The sequence below is a fragment of the Mesorhizobium sp. Root695 genome (assembly GCF_001428185.1).
GTDB lineage: Bacteria > Pseudomonadota > Alphaproteobacteria > Rhizobiales > Rhizobiaceae > Mesorhizobium.
In genome coordinates this window covers 158,962-172,623 of the sequence record NZ_LMHO01000009.1, presented here as the reverse complement: position 1 = coordinate 172,623, position 13,662 = coordinate 158,962, and the positions used below count along the sequence as shown (strand labels likewise).

General features: G+C 61.9%; 14 protein-coding genes and 1 pseudogene. 8 read left to right on the top strand and 7 right to left on the bottom strand.

The features are described 5' to 3' along the window. Positions 1-97: 97 nt before the first annotated feature. Positions 98-340, top strand: a pseudogene (locus ASD99_RS11395) (response regulator transcription factor); the annotation flags it as partial. 33 nt (positions 341-373) lie between these two features. Here ASD99_RS11395 and ASD99_RS11390 read toward each other — a convergent pair. Both ASD99_RS11390 and ASD99_RS11385 read right to left on the bottom strand, forming a co-directional pair. Continuing rightward, complete coding sequence (locus ASD99_RS11390; protein ID WP_057143709.1) at positions 374-1,714, bottom strand: hybrid sensor histidine kinase/response regulator; 1,341 nt, start codon at positions 1,712-1,714, stop codon at positions 374-376. 14 nt (positions 1,715-1,728) lie between these two features. Continuing rightward, on the bottom strand, positions 1,729-2,913 hold the full coding sequence (locus tag ASD99_RS11385) for an FIST signal transduction protein (RefSeq protein WP_244497700.1): 1,185 nt from the start codon (positions 2,911-2,913) through the stop codon (positions 1,729-1,731). 263 nt (positions 2,914-3,176) lie between these two features. Between ASD99_RS11385 and ASD99_RS11380 the strand changes: the two genes are divergently transcribed. The 4 genes from ASD99_RS11380 (at position 3,177) to ASD99_RS11365 (ending at position 8,382) form a co-directional block, all read left to right on the top strand. Continuing rightward, on the top strand, positions 3,177-3,677 hold the full coding sequence (locus ASD99_RS11380) for a (2Fe-2S)-binding protein (RefSeq protein ID WP_057143708.1): 501 nt from the start codon (positions 3,177-3,179) through the stop codon (positions 3,675-3,677). A 129-nt stretch (positions 3,678-3,806) separates the two neighbouring features. Then, on the top strand, positions 3,807-6,158 hold the full coding sequence (locus ASD99_RS11375; protein WP_057143707.1) for a xanthine dehydrogenase family protein molybdopterin-binding subunit: 2,352 nt from the start codon (positions 3,807-3,809) through the stop codon (positions 6,156-6,158). Positions 6,159-6,169: 11 nt separating this feature from the next. Beyond that, positions 6,170-6,967 (top strand): FAD binding domain-containing protein, encoded by a 798-nt coding sequence (locus ASD99_RS11370; protein WP_056596051.1) that lies wholly within the window; start codon positions 6,170-6,172, stop codon positions 6,965-6,967. 392 nt (positions 6,968-7,359) lie between these two features. Then, positions 7,360-8,382 carry an acyltransferase family protein gene (locus ASD99_RS11365; protein ID WP_056596048.1) on the top strand — a complete coding sequence of 341 codons (1,023 nt, stop codon included), beginning with the start codon at positions 7,360-7,362 and terminating at the stop codon, positions 8,380-8,382. Positions 8,383-8,425: 43 nt separating this feature from the next. Here ASD99_RS11365 and ASD99_RS11360 read toward each other — a convergent pair whose 3' ends face one another. Both ASD99_RS11360 and ASD99_RS11355 read right to left on the bottom strand, forming a co-directional pair. Next, the gene (locus tag ASD99_RS11360; protein ID WP_056596045.1) at positions 8,426-8,923 is read right to left on the bottom strand and encodes a GNAT family N-acetyltransferase; all 498 of its coding nucleotides are present in this window, start codon (positions 8,921-8,923) and stop codon (positions 8,426-8,428) included. After that, positions 8,920-9,678, bottom strand: a complete 759-nt coding sequence (locus ASD99_RS11355; RefSeq protein WP_057143706.1) for a copper homeostasis protein CutC — start codon at positions 9,676-9,678, stop codon at positions 8,920-8,922. Before ASD99_RS11355 ends, ASD99_RS11360 begins: the two co-directional genes overlap by 4 nt. Before the next feature lie 255 nt (positions 9,679-9,933). Here ASD99_RS11355 and ASD99_RS11350 point away from each other — a divergent pair, with 255 nt between their 5' ends. Beyond that, positions 9,934-10,389, top strand: a complete 456-nt coding sequence (locus ASD99_RS11350) for a carboxymuconolactone decarboxylase family protein (RefSeq protein ID WP_056596039.1) — start codon at positions 9,934-9,936, stop codon at positions 10,387-10,389. 91 nt (positions 10,390-10,480) lie between these two features. Here the strand turns inward: ASD99_RS11350 and ASD99_RS11345 are convergent, their stop codons facing one another. Continuing rightward, positions 10,481-10,912 (bottom strand): cupin domain-containing protein, encoded by a 432-nt coding sequence (locus tag ASD99_RS11345; protein WP_056596036.1) that lies wholly within the window; start codon positions 10,910-10,912, stop codon positions 10,481-10,483. Positions 10,913-11,133: 221 nt separating this feature from the next. Between ASD99_RS11345 and ASD99_RS32115 the strand changes: the two genes are divergently transcribed. Further along, entirely contained in the window at positions 11,134-11,379 is a 246-nt protein-coding gene (locus ASD99_RS32115) for a hypothetical protein (protein WP_082583241.1), read from the top strand. Positions 11,380-11,838: 459 nt separating this feature from the next. Here ASD99_RS32115 and ASD99_RS11340 read toward each other — a convergent pair whose 3' ends face one another. Beyond that, positions 11,839-12,087 carry a hypothetical protein gene (locus ASD99_RS11340; RefSeq protein WP_057143705.1) on the bottom strand — a complete coding sequence of 83 codons (249 nt, stop codon included), beginning with the start codon at positions 12,085-12,087 and terminating at the stop codon, positions 11,839-11,841. A gap of 816 nt (positions 12,088-12,903) precedes the next feature. Next, the gene (locus ASD99_RS33280) at positions 12,904-13,179 is read right to left on the bottom strand and encodes a hypothetical protein (RefSeq protein WP_156388975.1); all 276 of its coding nucleotides are present in this window, start codon (positions 13,177-13,179) and stop codon (positions 12,904-12,906) included. Between the two features lie 182 nt (positions 13,180-13,361). Here ASD99_RS33280 and ASD99_RS35440 point away from each other — a divergent pair, with 182 nt between their 5' ends. Beyond that, positions 13,362-13,589: a type IV toxin-antitoxin system AbiEi family antitoxin domain-containing protein gene (locus ASD99_RS35440; RefSeq protein WP_156388974.1), complete on the top strand. Its 228-nt coding sequence runs from the start codon at positions 13,362-13,364 to the stop codon at positions 13,587-13,589. The last annotated feature ends 73 nt before the right edge of the window (positions 13,590-13,662 follow it).

Genomic DNA, 13,662 nt, shown 5'->3' with positions numbered 1-13,662 from the left:
ACCGGGAACGACAATGCGAGCGAGGCGAGCCATGGGGGCAATCTACGCATAATGGCGGTCGGACGAATATGGCAAAAAGTGCACTGTCACCGTAATTCGCGCCGACATGGTGCAGCGCCTGTCGACGCTGACGCCGCAACAGCTGCGCGTGCTGCAGATGCTGCGCCAGGGCCTGCTCAACAAGCAGATCGCCTACGAGCTGCAGGTGGGGGAGACCACCGTGAAGGCGCATGTCTCGGAAATCCTGCGCAAGCTCAATGTCTATAGCCGGACGCAAGCGGTGATCGAGGTTTCGAAGCTGGACAATGCGGAGCTGTTTCGGGATCAGGCAGGGTTTTGAGGCTGACATTCCCAGTTGTGGGAGGGTATCAAGCTATGCCAGCAAATGCGCCAGCAGCGCGCGCAGTTGCGCCGGCTTCAGCGGCTTGCGCATCAGTTCTATGCCGCCGGCGCGCGCCGCCTTGGCGACGGCTTCGGAACTGTCGGCGGTGACGATCAGCGCCGGCACGGCGCGGCCGAGATAATCACGGACTTCGGCGATGGTGGCGGTGCCGAGATCGCCGCCGTCGAGATGCTGGTCGGCAATCACGATGTCGGGCACCCAGTCGGTGTCGCCAAGCATGTCGAGGGCATCGTCGGTCGAGGTCGCGGCCCGCACCAGGCATTGCCAGCGTTCGAGCAGGAAGGTCATGGCCTGCAGCACTTCGACATCGTTCTCGACCAGCAGCACCTTGGTGCCGAACAGGCCGTAGCCGCGCGGCCGTTCCATGTCGGCAAGGCTGGCGATGGCGTCGGCCGGGGCGCCGATGCCGACGGGAACATCGATGTGGAAGATCGTGCCGCGTCCGACCCTCGATGAAAATGTCACGGGATGGCCGAGCGCGCTGGCCATGCGGCGCACGATGGCGAGCCCGAGACCGAGGCCGCCGCCGTCCAGTTCGGCATTGGCCGACGAGGTGCCGCGGTGGAATTCCTCGAACACCGCCTCGCGCTGGTCGTCGGGAATGCCGCAACCGGTGTCGGCGACGTCGATGCGGATGGTGTCGCCGCGATGCCTGGTGCCGACCAGCACGCCGCCCGAGCGTGTATAGCCCAGCGCGTTGGAAAGAATGTTCTGCAGGATGCGGCGCAGCAGCGTGCGGTCGGAGCGGACCACGGCATTGACCTGCCGGAATTTCAGCGACAGCCCCTTCAGTTCCGCCACCGGCAGGAAATCCGAGCGCAGCGACGAGAACAGCGCCTCCAGGCTGACGTCGCTTATGCCGGGCTGCACCACGCCGGCGTCGAGCTTGGAGATGTCGAGCAGCGTGCGCAGCAGGTCCTCCATCGTCTCCAGCGAGCGCTCGACCTGCCGCACCAGCTTCTTGCCCTCGTCGCTGGTCTGCACTTCGGCGAGCGCCGAAACCGAGAGGTGGGCCGCGTTCAGCGGCTGCAGCACGTCGTGGCTGGCGGCGGCGAGGAAGCGGGTCTTCGACAGGTTCGCCAGTTCGGCATTTTCCTTGGCGGCGCTGAGGTCGATGTTCGACTGCTCCAGCCGCCGCAGCGTCGAATGCAGTTCCTCGGTGCGTGTGCGCACTCGATTTTCCAGCGAAATCGCGGTCTGGAACAGCGAGAAGGCATTGCCTTGCTGGTCCATCGACCGTTCGACGCGGCTGACCAGCGCCGCGTTGATCTTCTTCAGCTTTTCAAGATCGTTTATGTCCCTCAGCGGCATCTTGTTGCGCCGTCCTATTCCGCCGCCTGGCGTTCGCCAAAGGCGATGCCGGTAAAAGTCTGGTTCAGATGCATCGACCGGTACTGTTCGCCATAGGTGCCGAAGCCAATGACATTGTTGACCCGGTAGAGCTCCGAGATATCGCGAAACACCTGCCGGTTGCGCGCATCCAGTCGGCGCAGCACGCAGTCGAAGCCGATGATCATGTCGATGCTGCCAAGCCTCTCCTCGACATCGCGCAGTGCCGCGCGCGTCGCTTCGACCATGTCCTTGGGTTGGGCGATCGACAGCACGACGCCATCGTCTATGGCGCAGAAGAACGACAGCGAGCCATCGGGATGCATCTTCTGGATCGACCGGCAGTAATATTCGCCGCCCACCTTCACCACCACCGGGTGCGACGCAAAGCTCAGCGGCGTCAGCGTCTGCGCGACGATGCCGACGGAGGCGGCATATTCCTCCGCCGCATTCGTGGCGTTGAACTCGCGCACGATGCGGTGATCGGGATCGGACGCCGTCACCACCAGTTTTTCATCGGTGGGGACGAAATTGTCGGTCTTGAAGACATGGAAGGGAATTTCGGTGGCGATCAACACGATGATGGCGCTGTCGGAGGTGACCTTGCCGTTCGAGAGCAGGCGCGTCGTCTCGAACTTCAGGTCGTCGCCGGCCGAGCCGCCGAGCAGCGGTATGTCGTCGAGGCCCCAATGGATGGCCGAACTTACGGCTTCCTCGGCATAGGAGAGCCCGTCGATGAAGCAGAGCGCGAACGTGCCTTGGGTCCGATCGCAACCCAGGCGCATGCGCATGGACCGCCGCAAGGCCTCGACCTCGCTGGTGATCCTGTCCATGCCAGACGACGACAAATTGTCGACCATCACGCTGACGGCGGTGAACGCGGCGGACGGAAGCAGCATGGCGAGCACGTGGCCGTCCTCGAGACCTTGTGGCGTGATCTCGCCGGCGGTCGAGCAGCCTGCGTGGTGGAGCGCCGGCGCGTGGGTCATGAGCGCCTGGGAAAGGGCGCCGGCCTCGACCAGGCTCTGGGAAAAGAACAGCAGGGCAAAGCCGGCGTCGATGGCGGCTGCTTCCAGCGCGATCGCCCTGGCGAACGTATCCATGTCGGGCTCATCCGTGGTGAGCGCCGACAGGCCGCATGCATAGCGCGTCCGTGAACTGGCCAGCGATGTTCTCCGCATTCCTCCAACGCTTTTTTGTGCGCGGCTGCTTTTACATGCTTCTGGCGCGCGGGCGTCGGCCAACATTGTTGCCCTCAATCGGTATTTTGGCAATGGGGCGACCGGGACTTCGCGTTTGGGCTCGGCCATGACCGAAAGTACAATGTGCCGCGTTTGCGACGTGCTGTTTTTTGTGCGTTGTGCGGTGTACGAATAACGCATGACTGACGCGCCGACACCGCGTCGGCAGCGTGATGATCAAGGTTGATACCCAGGGAGGATTCATGTCGGACGTTTCGTTGATGGTGAACGGAAAACGGGTCAGCGGTGCTGCCGAGGACCGAACACTTCTGGTTCACTTCCTGCGGGAAAATCTCGGCCTTACCGGCACGCATGTCGGTTGCGACACCTCGCAATGCGGTGCCTGCGTCGTCCATGTCGACGGCAAGGCGGTCAAATCCTGTACGATGCTCGCGGTGCAGGCCTCCGGCTCGACCGTGGTGACGATCGAGGGCCTGGCCAATGGCGCCGACCTGCATCCGGTGCAGGCCGCCTTCAAGGAATATCACGGGCTGCAGTGCGGCTTCTGCACGCCGGGCATGATCATGACGGCGACCGACATGATCAACCGCCACCCCGAAGGCCTCGACGAGGCGACGGTGCGCGCCGAACTCGAAGGCAACATCTGCCGCTGCACCGGCTACCACAACATCGTCAAGGCGATCCTCGCCGCATCGAAGACGATGTCCAAGGCGGCGAAGGGCAAGGCAAAACAGGCTGCGTGAGATGAAGGGAGCAGCGAATAGGAGTAGCGAATAGTCAGTATTCCACTGACTGAACGCGGCTCTCCATTTTCACTACTCCCTATTCGCTACTCACTATTCGCTATTTCAGCATTTCGGGAGGAATTTCTGATGGGCATTGAAGGTGTTGGCGCTCGGGTCGCGCGCAAGGAAGACAAACGATTCATCACCGGTGCCGGCCGCTATGTCGACGACATGGTGGTTCCCGGCATGAAGCACGCCGCCTTCGTGCGCAGCCCCCACGCGCATGCGCAGATCAAGAAGATCGACGTCAAGAAGGCTCAAGCCATGCCCGGCGTCATCGGCGTGCTGACCGGCAAGGAACTCAAGGCCGACGGTATCGGCAACCTTATCTGCGGCTGGATGATCCACTCCAAGGATGGCTCGCCGATGAAGATGGGGGCGTGGTCGCCACTGGCTTTCGACCGGGTCCGTTATGTCGGCGACGCCGTCGTGGTCGTGGTGGCCGAGACCAAGGGGCAGGCGCGCGATGCCGCCGAGGCGGTCGAGATCACCTACAAGGAGTTGAAGGCCGTCGTCGATGCCTCCAAGGCGATGGACAAGGGCGCACCGCAGATCCATCCCGAAGCCGACAACAATCTGATCTTCGACTGGGACATCGGCAATGCCGACGACACGGCCGCGGCCTTCAAGACGGCGGCCCATGTGGTCAAGATGGACATCATCAATAACCGGCTGGTTCCCAACGCCATGGAGCCGCGTGCGGCTCTTGGCCATTACGACAAGGCCGAGGACCACTACACCTGCTGGACGACCTCGCAGAACCCGCATGTGGCGCGGCTGGTGATGAGCGCCTTCTACAACGTCGCGCCGGAAAACAAGCTGCGCGTGATTGCGCCCGATGTCGGCGGCGGCTTCGGCTCGAAGATCTACATCTATCCCGAAGAGATCGTCTGCCTGTGGGCGTCGAAGAAGACCGGCGTGCCGGTCAAATGGGTGGCCGATCGCACCGAAAGCTTCCTCACCGACGCGCATGGCCGCGACCATCACACCCATGCTGAAATGGCCTTCGACAAGGACCACAAGATTGTTGGCCTGAAGGTCGAGACCAAAGCCAATCTCGGCGCCTATATGTCGCTGTTTTCGTCGGCGACGCCGACCTACCTCTACGCGACGCTGCTCTCGGGCCAGTATAACATCCCCGCCATCCACGCCAATGTGAAGGCGATCTACACCAACACCGCGCCCGTCGATGCCTATCGTGGGGCAGGGCGGCCGGAAGCGACCTTCGTCATGGAACGCATGATGGAGACCGCTGCGCGCCAGTTCGGCGTTTCACCCGCCGAGTTGCGGCGCAAGAATTTCGTCACCTCCTTCCCGCATCAGACGCCGGTCATCATGTGCTATGACGCCGGCGACTACGCGGCTTCGCTCGACGCGGCGATGAAGGCGTCGGACTATGCCGGCTTCGCCAAGCGCAAGGCGGCGGCCGCCAAGAAGGGCTTGCTGCGCGGCATCGGCATGAGCTGCTACATCGAGGCCTGCGGCATCGCGCCGTCCGCGGCGGTTGGGTCGCTGGGCGCCGGTGTCGGCCTTTGGGAAAGTGCCGAGGTGCGCGTCAATGCCGTCGGCACGATCGAGGTGCTGACCGGCTCGCACAGCCACGGCCAGGGTCATGAGACGACCTTCGCGCAATTGGTCAACGAGCGCTTCGGCGTGCCGCTTGATTCCGTCTCGATCGTCCATGGCGACACCGACAAGGTGCAGATGGGCATGGGCACCTATGGCTCTCGTTCCGGCGCGGTCGGCATGTCGGCCATCGTCAAGGCGCTCGACAAGGTCGAGGCCAAGGCCAAGAAGATCGCGGCACATCTGCTCGAGGCTGACGAGGGCGACATCATTATCGAGAACGGCGCGTTGAAAGTCGCCGGCACCGACAAGAACGTTCCGTGGTTCCAGATGGCGCTCGCCGCCTATACCGCCCATAATCTGCCGGGCGGCATGGAGCCGGGGCTGAAGGAGACGGCGTTCTATGATCCATCGAATTTCACCTTCCCGGCCGGCTGCTACATTTGCGAGGTCGAGGTCGACCCGGAAACCGGCACGACCGAGATCATCCAGTTCGTCGCCGCCGATGATTTCGGCAACATCATCAACCCGATGATTGTTGAGGGCCAGGTGCATGGCGGGCTGGCGCAAGGCATCGGCCAGGCGCTGCTCGAAGGCGCCCACTATGACGATAGCGGCCAATTGCTGACCGCGAGCTACATGGACTACACCATGCCGCGCGCCGGCGACCTGCCGTCGTTCAAGGTCTCGACCTCGAACACGCCGTGCCCGGGCAATCCGCTCGGCATCAAGGGCTGCGGCGAGGCCGGCGCCATCGGCTCGCCGCCGGCGGTGATCAACGCCATCACCGACGCCATCGGCAGCAACGATCTTGCCATGCCGGCTTCGCCGTCCACCGTGTGGGCAGCGATCCGCGCGACGACGAAACACTGAGGAGGACGAGCATGTATTCGGTCAATTATCACCGCGCCGCCTCGGTCGCCGATGCCGCCAAGCTGATCAAGACAGGTGACGCCAAGCTGCTTTCGGGCGGCATGACGCTGATCCCGGCGATGAAGACGCGGCTCGCCGCGCCTTCAGACCTGGTCGACCTGTCGCGGATCAAGGAGCTGCAGGGCGTCAAGGTGTCGGGCAAGACGGTCACCATCGGCGCTGCCACCACGCATCACGCCGTTGCCAACGACGAGAAGCTGAAGAAAGCGTGTCCGGCAATTGCCCATCTGGCATCGCTGATCGGCGATCCGGCGGTGCGCCACAAGGGGACGATCGGCGGCTCGATCGCCAACAACGATCCGGCGGCCGATTATCCGGCGGCGCTGCTGGCGTTGGGCGCCACCATCGTCACCAACAAGCGCGAGATTGCGGCAGACAAGTTCTTCAAGGGCCTGTTCGAGACCTCGTTGAAGGATGGCGAAATCGTCACCGCCGTCACCTTCACCGCGCCGGCCAAGGCGGCCTATGAAAAGTTCCGCAACCCGGCATCGCGCTACGCCATCGTTGGCGTGTTCGTGGCCAAGGGCAAGGATGGCGTCAGCGTCGCTGTTACCGGCGCCGGCGACGACGGCGTCTTCCGTTCGAAGGAGATCGAGGCCGCGTTGGCCAAGAATTTCGCGGCCTCGTCGCTCGACAGCGTGAAAGTGCCGGCGAAGAATCTGATGACCGACATCCACGCCTCGGCCGACTATCGCGCCAATCTGATCGCGGTGATGGCCAAGCGCGCGGTGGCTGCCGCCAACGCCTGAGAAACTGTTTGGAAACTCTACTCTGGCGGCCATCTGATGGCGTTTTCTGCGCTTCCGGTGCTCGCGGACCCAAATGTCCGCTGCGCTCCGGTTCTCTAAACCATCACTAAATGACTCTCTGACACGATGAGTTGCAGACAAGGAAAGGGGCCCTCGGGCCCTTTTTCGTGTGTGGTGACTTGTACCCGTCCAGTTGCTGATGGAATCGCCGCCGTGCAGCAATTGTCTCCTTGAAGCAATTCCACCCGATACTTCGCCCGGCACTGGCCCGGCAGCGATCTCGCGCTTGCACAAATTTATCTTGCACTGCAATATGGCTTGGGCGGGGAATGCGAGCCGGGTTCGGAGTGTACCGCCGTGCCCTTTCGCATGCCTAATGCAAAAGGATCGGCATGACCGACATCTCCGCGACGCATGCCGTTCCATCTCGGTCCGCAGTCGACAGACCGGCGAGAACAAGACTGGCCTATCTCGACGGCTGGCGCGGCCTGTCGATCGCCCTGGTGCTGATAGGCCATTTCTTTCCCGTTCCCGGAATCAATCTCGGCGTGCTGGGCGTCGAATTCTTCTTCGTGCTCAGCGGCCGGCTGATGGGCGAAATCCTGTTCATCGAACGCTACCCGCTGAAGAAATTCTTCAAGCGCCGCTTTTCCCGCATCTATCCGGCGCTCCTGATCTTCGTGGTCGTCGCGATGATTGCGCTCTCCGGCACGTTCATCGCCTTCAAATGGAAGGCGGCGCTGACGGCGCTGACATTCACCTACAATTATGCCGGCATTCTCGTGACGCGGGCAGGGGCGCTCGACCATATCTGGTCGCTCTGCATCGAGGAGCACGCCTATATCATCCTGGCGCTGATCAGCGTTATCGTTTCAAGTCGCTCTCGCGTCGTCGTGCTGCTTCTGGCGCTGGCGTTGCTGGCCATGGCCAACGGCGCGGTTTCGTACTGGGTCTTCGGGATGGACTACGAAACCACCTATTGGCGCACCGACGTGCATATCGCGTCGATCCTGCTGTCGGCTTCGATCTGCCTGCTCAAGGCCGATGGCAGGCTGCCGGCGGCCTTGCGAGGCAAGCATGTGGCCCTGGCGGCATCGATCTGCGCCGTTCTGCTGTTCTTCGATCCGGTGCCGACGCCGATCCACTATCTGTTCGCTGTGCCGCTGCTCGCCCTGGCCGTCAATATGCTCGATTTCAGCCTCCGGTATTTTTCCGGATTGCTGTCCTCCTGGCCGATGGCGACGCTGGGGTTGTGGTCGTACTCGCTCTATCTGTGGCAGCAGCCGTTCTACAAATTCGTCCATGAGCAAGGCAGCGCGCCGATCCCGATGCTGGCGGGCGTCTTTGCCTGCGCGCTCTGCAGCTACTACCTCATCGAGCGCCCGGCGCGCGAATGGCTCAACCGCAACTGGTGAGGCATTAGGGCCGTTCAGGCCACCTTGCGGCGCGCTCGGCCCTCTATGCCTGCAACGATCTGACGTAGTAGCGCACCGCTTTCTTACCGCCATGGATCACCGCGTCACCGGCCTCGGTGAAGCCGAGGGCGGCGTGAAAGGCATCCGAGGCGGGGTTCGGCGGGTCGGTGTTGACCTCGCAGGTGACCAGCGTATGGCCGGCACGCACGACATGTTCGAACAAGTCCTGATAGAGACGGCGGGCATGGCCGCGGCCACGCGCTTGCGCCGCCACCACCACACGGTCGACATAGACGAAGCGCTCGTAGCGTTCGCCGAACCACAAGAAATTCGGGCTGTCGTAGCGGGCGTCCTGGTCGAAGGTCATGATGAAGGCTTCGAGGTCCCCAATACGGCGCGCGTAAAATGCTTCGCCAAGCAGGAAGGATAGCCGCTCAGCCTCCAGCCACGACAGTTCGGCGGCGTGCTCATTGTTGAGCGCCAGGATCGCCGCTTCGTCTTCGGCCGATACGCGAACTATCGGGGCAGGAGCCGCGCTCATGCCTTGGCCGCCGCGATGGTAGCTGCCACGAGGTCGGTGTCAGTCAACGTGTTGCGATACTCGCGGTCGAGGTCGGAGCCGCCCATGCCGACATGGGGATTGCGGTAGTGCATGGCGCTCGGCACATCCTTGAGGGCGGCGAAATGCATTTCGGACAGGCCGGTTTTGCTGCGCACTTCGGCGATGTTGTGCAAATCGAGCCCACCGCAGCCGAGGATGACTATGCGGTCGCCGGCCTGCCGCACCAGATGCGCCAGGAGTGAAACGCCTTCGACTGCCGTGTCGCGCTGGCCGCTGGTCAGGACGCGGCCGACCTTGCAGCGGATCAGCGATTCGAGCGCCTTGGACGGGTCGCGCGTCATGTCGAAGGCGCGGTGGCAGGTGACGTTCAAGGTGCAGGCGGCGTGCGTCAGTTCGCTCATGCGCACCTCGTCAATGGTGCCGTCGGCGTTCAGGCAGCCGAACACCACGCCGGGCACGCCGAGATCGCGCAGTGCCGAGACATCGGCCAGCATCGAGGCGTATTCGGTGTCGCTGTAGAGAAAATCGCCGCCGCGCGGCCGCACCATGACGTGAAACGGCACGCTTGCCTGCTCGAGCGCGGCGCGCACCGTGCCAAGGCTCGGGGTGATGCCGCCTTCGATGAGGCTGGCGCACAGTTCAACCCGGTCGGCGCCGGCAGCTTGCGCGGCCAAAAGGCCGTCAATGCCTTCGACACAGATTTCGATCAGCGGCAGGCGAGTTTCTCTGGTCAAGGGCTACCCGATCCATGATGTCGCCGACAGCCCTAGCATCAGGCCGGTTGGCGCGAAAGCATGAACAGCGCGCCCCCATTTGGGCCAAGCGACATTTCTCCACTTGACACTCTCATAACCATATAGTTATGAATAATCCATAGCCAATTGGTTATAGATTAGCTGCCGAGAGATCTTTTCAAACTCTCAGATCCGGATGCATGCATCCGAGCCGGCAAAACACCCCCCTGATGAAACACTCGAAGGATAAAGACCATGCAAGCAAGGATCAAAAACCCGGTGGTGCTCATTCCCGGATCCGTGCAGGCGCTGCTGGCGCTGGACAAATCGACCGAGGCGGCCGACGTGCCCTATGTCACGCGCAAGCTCATCCATCTGCGCGCCAGCCAGATCAACAACTGTGCCGTCTGCGTTGACATGCATGCGCGCGAACTGAAGAAGGCAGGCGAAAAGGACGAGCGCATCTTTGCGCTGGCGGCATGGCGGGAGACGCCTTACTTCACTGATGCGGAACGCGCGGCGCTGGCGCTGGCTGAAGCCGGCACACGGCTCGCCGACAGGCCTGACGCGGTGCCGGACGATGTCTGGGACGAGGCCGCCCGGCACTATGATGAAAAGGCGCTTGCCGCGCTGGTCATCCAGATCGCACTCATCAACGCCTTCAACCGGCTGAACGCCACGACACGGCAGATGGTAGGCGCCTGGGGGTGAGACGCCTGGGGCAGGTAGGTTGTACGTAACGATGTGGTGAAGCGCGGAGCGCCTCCTCCCGGCCTCAGGCCACCGATACCGGCCTTGGCCGCTACTGGCGCAACTCCGTGTTCTTGGCGCCTTCCTCGACCTGATCGATCACCAGCAGCTTGACCTCGATATCACCGATATTGGTGGCCTGATGCCACTGGCCGATCATTTCGATGATGAAATCGCCAGTCTTGTAGGTGTTGCTGTTGCCGGTCTCGACATTGGTGACCTTCAACGTGCCGGCCTGTACATAGGCGTAGCGCGGGAAGGGGTGTCTGTGGACCGGCAAGGTCGCGCCTGGCGCGACGTCGTAGGTCGACACCAGCACCTGCACGTTCTTCTGCGGCAGGGTGATCGGCTGGCCGGACGCCGTCGTCGTGCGTGATGCCAGGGGCGTCACCACGACCGGCGTGCCGCTGCTGTCCAGCGCCCAAGCGGGGTGTGCGGCAAGGGCGACCGCGAGCAGCAGCCCCGACATCAGATTTTTTCGCATGATTCTCTCCAACCTTGGCACCAAGCATCGCGCGGCGGCCAGTTGCGTGCAAGGTAGCGCCAAGCGCCGGGTTCAGTGGACCTCGTGCGGTGCGGCAGAGTTGGGCTGGCGGCCAATTGCGAGTCGGCGATGAGTGCGGCTGCTGGCACAGGGGCCGCCAGGCCAGCCTCGCAACAGCCATGGCTAATATAAGGTTCGAGGCGTTACCACAGGAGGTTTCAATGGTTTCCGCGATCGCAACTCAACATCGGCAAGTGCCGGAAAAACAAACAGCAGTGGGAAAGCCCGAAACGGGCGAAGGTTTTGCGCCAGGTCGCAGCGCAGACTCCGTGGGACATCTCGCCAAAATTATGGTTGCCGCAACCGGCGACGTGGATGCTGGTGCGCAAGGTCGCGCGGCATCCAAGATCGCCAGGATGGACATCACGGTTTTGACGCCACCACCTGAAGAACCACCGGTGGAGTAAGATAAGCCAGCCGGTCGGGCGCGTCGGGGCCGCGCTCGTCATCAGCGGCATGCGACCCGATCATGGGCTATGCGACAGCTCTCAGCGGCGGCTCCGCCAGCTTCCCCAGGCCGGCACATCCCGAGCAGGCGATCGTCTTTCCGGGGCAACCGGTCCGATGGGTCCCTTGCGGGCAGCAATGCCCATTTGACGCATACCATTTGGAACAATCGAAAACCCTGCCGCTGCCATGACAGCGAAGGCATTCCATATTCACTGAAGTCATTGCCAATTCTTGCCCAGCCCAAACACATTGTCCCCACGCCGCAAGTAGCAGGAATCATTGCGCTTTCAAGCACAGCGCCCTGACTTAAATTGGGTGGATTGATGATGAGAGGAGATGGCCGGCGTCGACCGGCAAGGGCTGATTGGGCGGCACAAGCTTTGCAAGATCGCTCCGCGCGTGCAACGGCGTGCTTGTTATTGCCCGGTCGCCACTAGGGTCATCGTGATGAGCTTCCTCGCCTCAATCCGCTTGAGGCAATGATCGGGAATATCCGGCCACGTCGCCTTGGCGCATTCTTTCTCTGTGACCGTGACGGATGCCCGTGGCTGCACGTTCGCGGCCTGGGTAGCGGTGGATGACGCGAAGAGAACCGTCTGAGTCAGGAGAGCCGAGAAGCCAGCGACCTGGAACAGCACAGCAGCAAAGACGATCTTTTTGAGCATGCGAGAGAACGCTCTTCAACGCCCCCGGTTCCTCGGGCTTTCAGTTTTTTCGGCTCCCAACGGGAACAAGAGACCGGCGTTCCGGTTAACTGGATTATGCCTAACAAGATCAAGGAACCGCCATCGAGGCCCGAGCCGAAGAAGGTGCCTCTCGATCGTCGCGACGAAGAAGCACCGTCAGAACTTAAACACGTCGATCCGCCACCGCGAGACGTGCGAGAGGCACCGGTACCCAATCCAAACGGCGATAAGAAATCCTAACGAGATCGCTGAGGCCGAGAAGGCCGACACCGGGCCTGACAGCGGTCTTGCCTTCACCGGAGAGGGTCATGCCCAAGGCAAGCAGATGCTTCGCGGTCTTGGCCGATGCCGTCGCGCCGGGGATTGCCCACATTGGGTTCTGATCAAAATTCCCGTCGAGAATAATGGCCCGCAGCCTCACGGTCGGCGGGTCACACCGTCCCATTCCACTTGGACGGGAAAAACGCGGTGGCCTCGCCAACATTCTCCAACCAGAGCTCGAGTTGGAATTGAGCTTGCGGCCCGGAGGAAGAGTACCGCCGAAACATGGTCCTCAAGGCGAGATCGGCACTGACGCGCGCTTAAACGCGTCTTCGATGTCGAAATGCTCCATCGTGAAACTGTTGCTACCTGATCGTCTGAAGTACTGCCGCGTCATCTGGCACATATGCGGGCGCCGCTCTGAGCGCGGAGCCTCGATGACCAGATGTCCCTTGGAGGGATCGACTTTCGAAGCGAAGCCTTCCACCCGGATTCCGCCGTTCTTAGGCTGCAGCAGATCGCTTGCCGACGAACTCACTGAGCTGAGTGTCGTTGGGCGTAATCCACGCCTTCTGCATTCTTCCGGCATTCGACGCCGAGGACTATAACGCCACCTGCGGAATTGCTGAAAGCGCTTTCGCCATCGCCCGGCGGCCATCGTTGGCGAGCTTGCGGTCGGCCGTAAACATTGCCACCGTCTTTGTCGCTAGCGGAGCGATTGAAATCGAGTTGAAGGCCTTCTTGAGCTTCGAGACGAATCGCCTTCTCCAGCCCAGATTCATTTCCTTTCATGATCTCGCGGAAATCCACGGCGCGTCCTTTTGATCAGTAGGAGCAACTCGATCGAGCGTACATATGCCGTACATAGCCGAAAAATCTTCGGCTTGGTACCTTGCTAAATCATTGAAAAGATTTGGCTCGCCGGGATCGGTGAAGCCGCGAATTACGAATTCGCTATAGCTCTTCGCCAGAATGCGCCGCAAGCACTCAAGATGCGAAAACGCGACCGAGACCGTGCGGAGGCACTTCGCCTTGCGGGTGTTCGCCAGCCGTCACTTCGCGACCAAGCTGTTGCTCTGGCTCGCAAGGGCGGTGAGGTGCGGACCTGTGAGTTGTCAAATGCAGGAATCCCCCGCTGTTACTTGTCCCGGATGTGCAAGGAAGGCCTGCTCGTGAAGGTCGGCTACGGGCGGTATCGCGCCGCGGTGGTAGATGCATAGCCACAACATCATTTTCAGTCTCAGCTTCGGCGGGTGGGGTTCTTTTTCGATTCAACTGACCTGGGAAGCAAGC

Excerpts from the sequence above, each read along its gene's own strand:
- ASD99_RS35440 (WP_156388974.1), top strand. The coding sequence starts at position 13,362 with ATGCGAAAACGCGACCGAGACCGTGCGGAGGCACTTCGCCTTGCGGGT.
- ASD99_RS11375 (WP_057143707.1), top strand. The coding sequence starts at position 3,807 with ATGGGCATTGAAGGTGTTGGCGCTCGGGTCGCGCGCAAGGAAGACAAA.
- ASD99_RS11365 (WP_056596048.1), top strand. The coding sequence starts at position 7,360 with ATGACCGACATCTCCGCGACGCATGCCGTTCCATCTCGGTCCGCAGTC.
- ASD99_RS11385 (WP_244497700.1), bottom strand. The coding sequence starts at position 2,913 with ATGCGGAGAACATCGCTGGCCAGTTCACGGACGCGCTATGCATGCGGC.
- ASD99_RS32115 (WP_082583241.1), top strand. The coding sequence starts at position 11,134 with ATGGTTTCCGCGATCGCAACTCAACATCGGCAAGTGCCGGAAAAACAA.
- ASD99_RS11340 (WP_057143705.1), bottom strand. The coding sequence starts at position 12,087 with ATGCTCAAAAAGATCGTCTTTGCTGCTGTGCTGTTCCAGGTCGCTGGC.
- ASD99_RS11345 (WP_056596036.1), bottom strand. The coding sequence starts at position 10,912 with ATGCGAAAAAATCTGATGTCGGGGCTGCTGCTCGCGGTCGCCCTTGCC.
- ASD99_RS11360 (WP_056596045.1), bottom strand. The coding sequence starts at position 8,923 with ATGAGCGCGGCTCCTGCCCCGATAGTTCGCGTATCGGCCGAAGACGAA.
- ASD99_RS11390 (WP_057143709.1), bottom strand. The coding sequence starts at position 1,714 with ATGCCGCTGAGGGACATAAACGATCTTGAAAAGCTGAAGAAGATCAAC.
- ASD99_RS11380 (WP_057143708.1), top strand. The coding sequence starts at position 3,177 with ATGTCGGACGTTTCGTTGATGGTGAACGGAAAACGGGTCAGCGGTGCT.
- ASD99_RS11370 (WP_056596051.1), top strand. The coding sequence starts at position 6,170 with ATGTATTCGGTCAATTATCACCGCGCCGCCTCGGTCGCCGATGCCGCC.
- ASD99_RS11350 (WP_056596039.1), top strand. The coding sequence starts at position 9,934 with ATGCAAGCAAGGATCAAAAACCCGGTGGTGCTCATTCCCGGATCCGTG.